The organism is Sphingomonas sp. MJ1 (PH-R8), assembly GCF_048058635.1.
In the GTDB taxonomy this organism is placed as follows: domain Bacteria; phylum Pseudomonadota; class Alphaproteobacteria; order Sphingomonadales; family Sphingomonadaceae; genus Sphingomonas.
On record NZ_JBBEFX010000033.1, the window covers coordinates 1 to 8,538 of the forward strand.

At 69.4% G+C, this 8,538-nt stretch carries 7 protein-coding genes; 2 read left to right on the forward strand and 5 right to left on the reverse strand.

Going from position 1 to position 8,538, the window contains the following annotated elements; all coding sequences use genetic code 11:
- Window positions 1–280: 280 nt before the first annotated feature.
- Together dnaK and dnaJ are read left to right on the forward strand one after the other, a co-directional pair.
- Window positions 281–2,185 (forward strand): molecular chaperone DnaK, encoded by a 1,905-nt coding sequence (dnaK, locus tag VPH46_RS15930; RefSeq protein ID WP_416612789.1) that lies wholly within the window; start codon window positions 281–283, stop codon window positions 2,183–2,185.
- A 207-nt stretch (window positions 2,186–2,392) separates the two neighbouring features.
- On the forward strand, window positions 2,393–3,508 hold the full coding sequence (gene dnaJ / locus VPH46_RS15935; RefSeq protein WP_132883013.1) for a molecular chaperone DnaJ: 1,116 nt from the start codon (window positions 2,393–2,395) through the stop codon (window positions 3,506–3,508).
- Between the two features lie 28 nt (window positions 3,509–3,536).
- Here the strand turns inward: dnaJ and VPH46_RS15940 are convergent, their stop codons facing one another.
- The 5 genes from VPH46_RS15940 to VPH46_RS15960 form a co-directional block, all read right to left on the reverse strand.
- Window positions 3,537–4,922, reverse strand: a complete 1,386-nt coding sequence (locus tag VPH46_RS15940; RefSeq protein WP_416612792.1) for a glycosyltransferase family 39 protein — start codon at window positions 4,920–4,922, stop codon at window positions 3,537–3,539.
- Between the two features lie 336 nt (window positions 4,923–5,258).
- Window positions 5,259–5,678 (reverse strand): excalibur calcium-binding domain-containing protein, encoded by a 420-nt coding sequence (locus VPH46_RS15945; RefSeq protein ID WP_416612794.1) that lies wholly within the window; start codon window positions 5,676–5,678, stop codon window positions 5,259–5,261.
- 118 nt (window positions 5,679–5,796) lie between these two features.
- A complete protein-coding gene (locus VPH46_RS15950; protein WP_416612796.1) occupies window positions 5,797–7,191 on the reverse strand; it encodes a L,D-transpeptidase family protein in 1,395 nt (464 codons plus the stop codon).
- A gap of 17 nt (window positions 7,192–7,208) precedes the next feature.
- Window positions 7,209–7,460, reverse strand: a complete 252-nt coding sequence (locus VPH46_RS15955) for a hypothetical protein (protein ID WP_125962493.1) — start codon at window positions 7,458–7,460, stop codon at window positions 7,209–7,211.
- 200 nt (window positions 7,461–7,660) lie between these two features.
- Complete coding sequence (locus tag VPH46_RS15960) at window positions 7,661–8,503, reverse strand: S1/P1 nuclease (protein ID WP_416612798.1); 843 nt, start codon at window positions 8,501–8,503, stop codon at window positions 7,661–7,663.
- Window positions 8,504–8,538 lie beyond the last annotated feature (35 nt).

Here is an 8,538-nt window from a genome sequence, read left to right on the forward strand (position 1 = left end):
ACACCATCCCCCCCGCGACCTCCACTCTCTCCGTCGTCGGGAGGGTGGCAGCGGCAGAAGAGTATAAGAGACAGGGGCGGCGGCGGTGGTGGCGGACATGGTGGTTTCCCCCTGGGGCCGGGCGGCGGGCGCGGCCGGTTCACTCTCGCGAAACGGATAGGTTCCACGCAATCTTGCGGCAAGCGGAACCCCACCTATATGCCCCAGCGTAACGACGCGTCGCCCAGTCACGGGGGCGTGTTTCGATGGTTTGACACGAGCCGGGGGCCTACGAGGGAATATGGCTAAAGTAATCGGGATCGATCTGGGCACGACCAACAGCTGCGTCGCAGTGATGGAAGGCGGCAGCCCCAAGGTGATCGAGAATGCGGAAGGTGCGCGCACCACGCCGTCGATCGTCGCGTTCGCCAAGGACGGGGAGCGACTGATCGGCCAGCCGGCCAAGCGCCAGGCGGTCACCAACCCCGACAACACGATCTTTGCGGTGAAGCGCCTGATCGGCCGCCGCTTCGACGATCCCGTCACCAAGAAGGACACCGAGCTGGTGCCCTACAGCATCGCACGCGGCCCGAACGGCGACGCGTGGGTGAAGGCGGGCGGCGAGGAATATTCGCCTTCGCAGATCAGCGCCTTCACGCTGCAGAAGATGAAGGAAACCGCCGAGAGCTATCTGGGCGAGACGGTGACGCAGGCCGTGATCACGGTGCCGGCGTACTTCAACGACGCCCAGCGCCAGGCGACCAAGGACGCGGGCAAGATCGCCGGCCTGGAAGTGCTGCGCATCATCAACGAGCCGACCGCGGCGGCGCTCGCCTATGGCCTCGACAAGGACAACAACAAGACCATCGCGGTCTATGACCTGGGCGGCGGCACGTTCGACATCTCGATCCTGGAGATCGGCGACGGCGTGTTCGAGGTGAAGGCCACCAACGGCGACACCTTCCTGGGCGGCGAGGACTTCGACTCCAAGGTCGTGCAGTTCCTGGCGGACGAGTTCAAGAAGGCGGAAGGGATCGACCTCACCAAGGACAAGCTGGCGCTGCAGCGGCTGAAGGAAGCGGCCGAGAAGGCGAAGATCGAGCTGTCCTCGGCACAGTCGACCGAGGTCAACCTGCCCTTCATCACCGCGGACCAGAACGGCCCGAAGCACCTGGTGAAGACGATCAACCGCGCCGACCTGGAGCGGCTGGTCGATGACCTGATCCAGCGCACGCTGGAGCCGTGCCGCAAGGCGATGGCCGATGCGGGCGTCAAGGCGAGCGCGATCGACGAGGTCGTGATGGTCGGCGGCATGACCCGCATGCCCAAGGTCCGCCAGGTGGTGAAGGACTTCTTCGGCAAGGAGCCGCACACCGGCGTGAACCCGGACGAGGTCGTGGCGATCGGTGCCGCGATCCAGGCGGGCGTGCTGCAGGGCGACGTCAAGGACGTGCTGCTGCTCGACGTGACCCCGCTGTCGCTGGGCATCGAGACGCTGGGCGGCATCATGACCAAGATGATCGACCGCAACACGACGATCCCGACCAAGAAGTCGCAGGTCTATTCGACGGCGGACGACAACCAGCAGGCGGTCACCATTCGCGTGTTCCAGGGCGAGCGCGAAATGGCGGCGGACAACAAGATGCTGGGCCAATTCGACCTGGTCGGCATCCCGCCGGCGCCGCGCGGCGTGCCGCAGATCGAGGTCACCTTCGACATCGACGCGAACGGCATCGTCAACGTCTCTGCCAAGGACAAGGGCACCGGCAAGGAGCAGCAGATCCGCATCCAGGCCTCGGGCGGTCTGTCGGACAGCGACATCGACCAGATGGTCCGCGATGCCGAGAACTTCGCCGAGGAGGACAAGAAGCGTCGTGCTGCGGCCGAGGCGAAGAACAACGCCGAGAGCCTGGTGCACACCACCGAGCGCCAGCTGGCCGACAATGGCGACAAGGTCGACGCGAGCCTGAAGAGCGAGATCGAGGGCAAGATCGCCGAGACCAAGGCGGCAGTGGAAAGCGGCGACGCCGACCAGATGACCGCCAAGGCGCAGGAGCTCGCCCAGGTCGCGATGAAGCTGGGCCAGGCGATCTACGAGAAGCAGCAGCAGGCCGAGGCTTCGCCGGGTGCGGAGGGCGGTGCGGCTGCGGGTGGCGACGATGTGGTCGACGCGGAATTCTCCGAAGTCGACGACAGCAAGAAGTAAGACGCTGCCGGGTCGTCTCCGCTTCCGCCGGCCCTTCGGGAGCGGAGGGGCAGGGGGCGACCCGGCGTTTGATTCGGACCCGGCGCAGGCTGGGGACGAGAGCAACACACGGCGCCGCGGGTGGCCCTGGACCGCGGCCTGCGCCCGGGGGACGGCCGACGCGATGCACACCCCCGGGTGCTGCGAGCGGCGGCAGATGGAAGCGGCATGAGCACCGAAGTCGACTATTACGAACTGCTCGGATGCGAGCGCACCGCCGATGGCGCGACGCTCAAGTCCGCCTATCGCAAGCTCGCGATGCAGTATCACCCGGACCGCAACGCCGGGTGCAAGGATTCGGAGGCCAAGTTCAAGGCCGTGTCCGAAGCCTATGAGGTGCTGAAGGACCCGCAGAAGCGCGCGGCGTACGACCGCTATGGCCATGCCGCGTTCCGCCAGGGCGGGGGCGGCGGCGCCGGCCCGCAGGACTTCGGCGGCTTTTCCGACATCTTCGAAAGCGTGTTCGGTGAGTTCATGGGCGGCCGCGGCGGCGGGCGTGCGGGACCGCGCCGGGGCGCCGACCTGCGCTACGACATGGAGATCACGCTCGACGAGGCGTTCCATGGCAAGGCGACCGAGATCACGGTCGACGTGTCCAGCGCCTGCGCGCCCTGCGGCGGCACGGGTGCCAAGCCCGGGACGAGCGCCAAGACCTGCACGACCTGCGCCGGCCACGGCAAGGTGCGCGCGCAGCAGGGCTTCTTCGTGGTCGAGCGCGCCTGCCCGACCTGCCATGGCGCGGGCCAGGTGATCAGCGATCCGTGCCCGGCCTGCCACGGCGAGGGCCGGGTCGAGCAGACCAAGACGCTGTCGGTGAACGTGCCGCCGGGGGTCGACGAGGGCACGCGCATCCGCCTGACCGGCGAGGGCGAGGCGGGCGCACGCGGGGCGCCTGCGGGCGACCTCTACATCTTCATGCACGTGAAGCGGCACCCGCTGTTCGAGCGGGAGGGCACGACGCTCTACGCGCGCGCGCCGATCAGCTTCACGACCGCGGCGCTGGGCGGCGAGATCGAGATCCCGGGGCTCGACGGCGACGTGCGCACGATCCGCATCCCCGCCGGCATCCAGTCCGGCCGCGAGCTGCGCCAGCGCGGGGCCGGCATGCCGGTGCTGCAGGGCCGCGGCTTCGGCGACCTGGTGGTGCGCGTCGAGGTGGAGACGCCGACGCGGCTGTCCGCCAAGCAGCGCGAACTGCTGGAAGCATTCCGCGAGACCGAGACTGGCGAGGAATGCCCCGAGAGCCAGGGCTTCTTCGCCAAGCTGAAGTCGGCGCTGGGCTAAAGCCCGGCGCTGCACCGCCCTCAGCGGATCAGCGGGAACATCCACGGCCGCCGGGGAGGTGCACGAGCAGCACCTCCGGCTGGCGATCCGGCGGGCCGATGCGTCGCGTGGCGGCGCCCTCCAGGATCGGCGGATACATCGGCCCCCAGCCGATCGCGACCGCACAGCCGCGCATCCGGATCAGCCGCCGTGCTGCCGCTGGTGAGAGATGCGGGCCGGAGTAGAGGCCAGCCGCCCAGCGCTCCTGCCAGGGCGCCTGGACCACGATGGGGGTGAAGCCGGAAGCCGGCGACGCGCGGTATTTCAGCATCGCCAACGCCACGGCATCGTCGCCTGCGAACACCGGCAGAGGATGCAGGCGCTCGACCGCGGCAGTCGCCTGGCGCCATTGATCGCGCTCCCGGTCGGGAAGCCAAGCCGCGAGCCCGATCGCGCTGGAGGCGAGCAATGCCGCCGCGGCCGCCGCGGCGACCAGGCGCGACCGGATCTGGACGACTGCGACCGAGAGCAGGACCAGCGCCGGGCCGCTCGCCCAGCTCAAGGTGCGGGGCAGGAAGATCGGGACGCGCTGGCTGATGGCGAACAGCAGCAGCGGCGCGCCGGCGACCAGCACCGCGAGGAGCGTGAGGTCGGGCCGGCGTGCCCGCACCATCCAGACGCCCAGCCCTGCGAAGAGCCCGAGGAGCAGGGCAGTGCCGACCGGACCCGCTGCGCGCAGGTACATCGGCAGATACGCGACTGCCGTCATGTCGATTGCTTCGCGGAAGGAGGGGGCGGCGATCCAGGCGATGTTGGTGACCGGCATGGCGAGCTGGCGGAGGGTGATCATCGCCCACCAGCTCCACAATGCGAGGACGCCGCCGTTCGCCACGAGCCAGCGCAGCTGCGCGCGGCGGTCGTCCCGGAGCAGCCAGAGCATGGTGACGGCCGCAAGCCCGGCGAAGAGCGCCAGCGTGGTATGCGCGTACAGGGCCGTAAGCGTCGCTGCCGCGTAGAGGACCAGCCCCGCGGTGGAGCGGCGCCGAAGGTAGAGCACCATGCCGAGGCAGGCGAAGAGCACTGCCGTGTGCGCCAGGCCATATGCCCGGACCTGCTGGCTGAAATCGACATGCTGGGCCGAGAGCGCGAGCAGCATCGCGGCCAGCAGCGCCGCGCGTGGGCCACCCAGGGTGCGGCCGAGCAGAAACGCCGCCCAGATCCCGGAAAGGCCGATGGCGATCGGCAGCAGCCGGAGCGCAATGTCGCTGTCCCCGAACAGAGCCATGCTTCCCGCCAAGAGCGAGTAGAACAACGGTGGGTTGGTTTCCCGCACCATCCACGCGCTCCACAGGCGATGGATGGGCTGGCGGGCGAACTCGAGGGAGGCGAGCTCGTCATACCACAGGGAATGATCGGCCGTGCCGAGGCGCAGCAACGCCGCGGCCGCAAGGATCGCGAGCAGCAGGAGCGTTGGCCTAGAGCCGGGCGCGCGAGCGCTTGCTCCCCGTGTTTCCCAAACTCGTCCGATATCGCCGCTGCGCCGCAAGCCGCGCTCCCGTTCTGCCCATCGCGCCTTCAAGAGCGGACGTGCTGTACGGAGAAAGCGTCAACGAAGACTTGCGGGGCTGTTGGGCGGCGTTCCGTTCCGGGAACGGGGCTTGCGCCCTATGCCCCTCGGCAAGTCTCCACCCATGCGACGTGTGCAGGGTGGGCAGCCCCATGCCCCGAGCGCCACGGCTTCTTCGCCAAGCTGAAGTCGGCGCTTGGCGGATCAGTGGCGGCGCCGGAGGCGGGGGAGGCTGTAGCCGCCTCCGCTGCCGCGGAATCCGCTGTAGGTTTCACAGGCGACCCCGTCTTCGTCCCCGTCCATCTCCGGGCGATAGCCGGGGGAGCCGCGGTGTATGGGTGCGGCGCCCGCGGCGCGCGCCTCGCTGCAGCCGCTGAAGTAGACGGAGCGCTCGGCCGCTGCAGGGTCCTGCACTGCCGCCTTCGCCGCAGGCGGCTCGGGTGTGGAGGTCTGTGCCCACAACCGCTGCAGGTTTGGGGTGGCGATCCAGGTCGCGGCGAATACCAGAACACACCCCAGGGCGACGACCGCCGGGTAGCCGGACCGACGTGCCGAGGCGCGGCGCGAGCCAAAGGAGCCGCGATCGGCCTGCGCCTGCCGCAACTGAGGGAAGCGATTGCTCATGGCGCAGGGATGGCAGGCGGAAGTTGCCACGGACCTAACGGGTCGCGCGGCTGGCGTGGCGGATTAGCCGGCCGGGCGATCGGCGTGCGGGCGGCGAACCCACGCGTCGCCTTTTCCGTCAGCTGCGGGTGTCGCGGCCGTAGACGTCGGGGAGGAAGGCGACGCCCTTGGGGGCGGCGGTGGCGGTGAAATAGGTGAGGTAGACGGGGACCGCCTGGGGCAAGGGGGCGGCCTGTTCCGGCTTTTTGGCGACGGTGGTGATCGGCTTGCCGAGCAGCCATTTGCCGAGCGTCGGGGCATCCTCCAGCCGCACGCAGCCGTTGCTGAAGTGCCGGGCGGGCTTCTTCATCAGCGCCTTTTCGTTGGTGTCGTGCAGGTAGATGCCGAGGTCGTTGGGGAACATGAACTTGACGCGGCCCATCGAATTGGCGGGCCCGGGCAACTGGCGCACGCGCACTTCCTGCTGGCCGGCGGCGACGGCGTGCCAGTCGATCGCCTTGGGATCGAGCCTGGTGGCGTTCTCGCTCCAGTCGGACAGCGCCTCGAACCCCATGGCGGTGAGCGGTCGACCGGCGAGCACCTTGGAGGCGATCTTCTTTTGGACGAGGTCGGTCGGCACGTTCCAATAGGGGTTCAGGATCGCGTAGCGCACCATGCCGGCGAGCATCGGCGTCTGCGTCTGCGGTGTCCCGACGACGACGCGCATCGTGCCGACCTGCTTGCCCCCCTGGTAGAAATAGAGGCGTGCCGAGGCGGCGTCGACGACGATGTGGCGCGTCCAGGCGCCGGGCAGCAGGCGCGCGCGATCGAGGTTGATGCGCAGGCGCGCGCGGTCATCCGGGGAGAGGCCGGGGGTCGCCAGCAGCGTGCGCAGGCGCAGGTAATGCGGGCTCATCCAGCCCATGTCGCGGATGTAGCTTGCGAACGACTTGGTGAGCACGGCGGCGCGCAGCACGTTCTCGGCCTTGAGTTTGCGCGGTTTCACCTCGGCGTCGAGGTAGGTCATGCCCGTGTCGCGCGGGCGGCGGACGTCCGCCACATAGTCGGCAAGGGCGCGCGAGAGCGCGAGTTCGGCCTGGGCGACGGCGACGGGATCGCCGCTGCGCGCCGCAGCCACGGCCTTGCGCAGCGCATCCGGCCCGTAGCTGTTGGGGCGCAGGCCATCGAGGTCGGCGGTCTCGATCATGTCGACAAAGGCGTCGGCCTCCGGACCCAGCCGGCCGCTCGCCGCCCAGATCGGCCAGAAGCCCCGATCGGCGTAGAAGCCCTTGACCTTGCCGCCGGCCTGCTCGCGGATCTGCACCGCGACGGCGCGGGTGGCGGGGGTCGCCTGCGGCTCGCTGGGCGCGGGCTTTGCCGTCGCCTTTTTGGGTGCCGGCTTCCTTGCGGCGGATTTCCGGGCGGGCGCGGATTTCTTTGCCTGGGCATAGGCGCGCGCGTCCCAGGTCGGGGCGAGCCCGGTCCCGGCGGTGGCGATCAGAAGCAGAATGGCGGGGATGCGGCAGTGCCGCATCCCCCGGTCGAGACGGATCAGCCGCGTTCTCCCCGCGGGGTGGGCGGCGGCGGCGGCGGGGGCGGCGGCGCCGGCGGCGCGAGCGGGTGATAGATGCCGTCCGAGGTGTAATAGCCGTCGATGATGCCGTCGCCGTCGCGATCGGCAGCGACGCTACCCGAAACCGCGCCCGGCGGCGGCGGCGGGGTGGTGGCGACAGGCGGGTCCTTGGAACAGGCGGCGAGCGACGCAGCGCCTGCGGCCAAGAGAATCATGGAACGGATACGCATCTTCATCCTCCCTTTAAGGACCGGTCGGCGCTCCCTGCGCCGCCCGAAGAGCCCCGTGAAACGGGCCTTTCAAAGGCGTCCCCCCGCCTGAACGGAAGGTGAAGCCACCAAGGCCCACAGCGGCCAGCCGTTCCACCGATGCGGCAGCCGCCATGGGAGAGAAGAACGCCCGTTGGTGGAACGGGATCCGGATGCGGGGTTCAGCCGAGCGCCTCGTCCAGCAGCCGGGCGAGGCGGAGGCCGCCGCGCTCGACCTGCAGCTTGGCGACGGGCAAGAGCGGGTCGATGGTCGCCTGGTCGAGCGTCACCCGGCCTTCCGGCACCGGCCCGCAGGCATCGCCGCCGAAGGCGCTGGCATAGGCATAGTCGCGGCTGATCTCCCAGCTCTGGCGGCTCCAGTCCTCGACGCTGCCGCCGGCGAGCATCGAGCGTTCCTGGGCGGTGTAGGTGCGGAAGATCGACGGCGGAGTGGAGACCGCGCGCTCGGTGAGCGGGCCGTCCCAGACGCTGTGGAGGTTGAAGCGATCCGGCCCGTAGATGCCGTAGCGGGCCTTGACGCGGTTGCCGCCCAGATCGCCGCGGTCGCCGGCGTGGAGCGGCATGTGCAGGTCGCCGACGAAGTGGATCAGGAACACCAGCGCCTGCACCCGCTCGCGGACCGGGACCTTGGGGTCCTGGAGCAGCTTCATGTCGCGGGTGATCTGCGCCGAGACGCAATTGCCGTCCTTGCAGGCCGACTTGAGATCGAACGGCTTGCACACGTCGACGTTCTGATAGTGCCAGGAAAAGGCGTAGCTGAACCGCTCGCCCAGCGGCTTCACGCAGTCGGCCCAGACGCTCGCCTCCTCGACCGTGCGGGCGGGGCAGGTAGGCGTCTCCAGCAGCTTCTGCTGGCGGAGCAGCGCGTCGATCTTCGCGCGGGTGGCGGGGGAGACGTTGCGATAGGCGATCGCGGCGACGCTCTCATGCCCATATTCCCAATAGGCCTGGGCGGGTGAGGCGACGAAGACGAGGGCGAGCGCGAAGAGGAGGCGGCGAATCATGGCCGGTCCCTTAGGCGAAACGCGAGGGCTGGGGG